The following is an 892-nucleotide window of genomic DNA, read 5'->3' as shown; positions in this document are numbered from 1 at the left end:
AAAACTGGTAACTGGGGCTAAGTCGTAACAAGGTAGCCGTACCGGAAGGTGCGGCTGGAACACCTCCTTTCTAGAGAAAAGAATCGATAATTGGAGAAGGAGCTACCTTATAATTTTTAAGGGATGATTTTGCTTAAAGCTGTTAATATATAAAAAAGGAACAAGAAGAAGTCTCGTAGCTCAGCTGGTTAGAGCGCTACACTGATAATGTAGAGGTCGGCAGTTCGAGTCTGCCCGAGACTACAAGAAATACGATTTTAGATACCAAATGGGACATTTAAAATTTACCATTGAACATTTAACATTGTAAGACACGTTCATAGATAACATTATGATAAGAGGAAATTCTGGAAGTTAAGGGAATTCTACAGACAGGAAGAGATCTGAATTCTAAATTCGGGGATTTTTTTTGAGAAGGGGAATTAGCTCAGCTGGCTAGAGCGCCTGCCTTGCACGCAGGAGGTCATCGGTTCGACTCCGATATTCTCCACAAAGTTCCCATGCAAATGGGAATCTCTTCAAAAACGGACACTTAAGATAGCTTAAGGGTTTTAAAAGGAAGAGATCTCCAATTAAATTGGAGATGTTAACGTTCATTGACATATTGAGATAAAGAAAGAATACGAGTAACGTAAATTTTGCTGTATTTAGATACAGTGAGAAATAAGTTAGAAATAGAATCAAAGAGACAAAAAGTACAATAAGCTAAATAAGGGCGTATGGGGGATGCCTAGGCTCTCAGAGGCGAAGAAGGACGTGATAAGCTGCGAAAAGCTGCGGGGATTGGCACACACGAATTGATCCGCAGATCTCCGAATGGGGCAACCCGGCTGGTTGAAGGCCAGTCACACCGTAAGGTGAGCGAACCCGCTGAACTGAAACATCTAAGTAG

Annotated in this window: 2 tRNA genes and 2 rRNA genes; all 4 read left to right on the top strand. The window is 41.5% G+C overall.

The features are described 5' to 3' along the window. Positions 1-70: ribosomal RNA gene (locus GWK08_RS19150) — 16S ribosomal RNA — on the top strand; the annotation flags it as partial. Positions 71-169: 99 nt separating this feature from the next. Next, positions 170-243 (top strand) — tRNA-Ile (locus tag GWK08_RS19145). Between the two features lie 173 nt (positions 244-416). Then, a tRNA-Ala gene (locus tag GWK08_RS19140) sits at positions 417-490 on the top strand. A gap of 209 nt (positions 491-699) precedes the next feature. Beyond that, positions 700-892, top strand: a 23S ribosomal RNA gene (locus tag GWK08_RS19135); the annotation flags it as partial.

The sequence above is a fragment of the Leptobacterium flavescens genome (assembly GCF_010671605.1).
Classification (GTDB): domain Bacteria; phylum Bacteroidota; class Bacteroidia; order Flavobacteriales; family Flavobacteriaceae; genus Leptobacterium; species Leptobacterium flavescens.
Note: the sequence above shows the minus strand (reverse complement) of the source record. Positions and strands in the feature narration are given on the sequence as shown.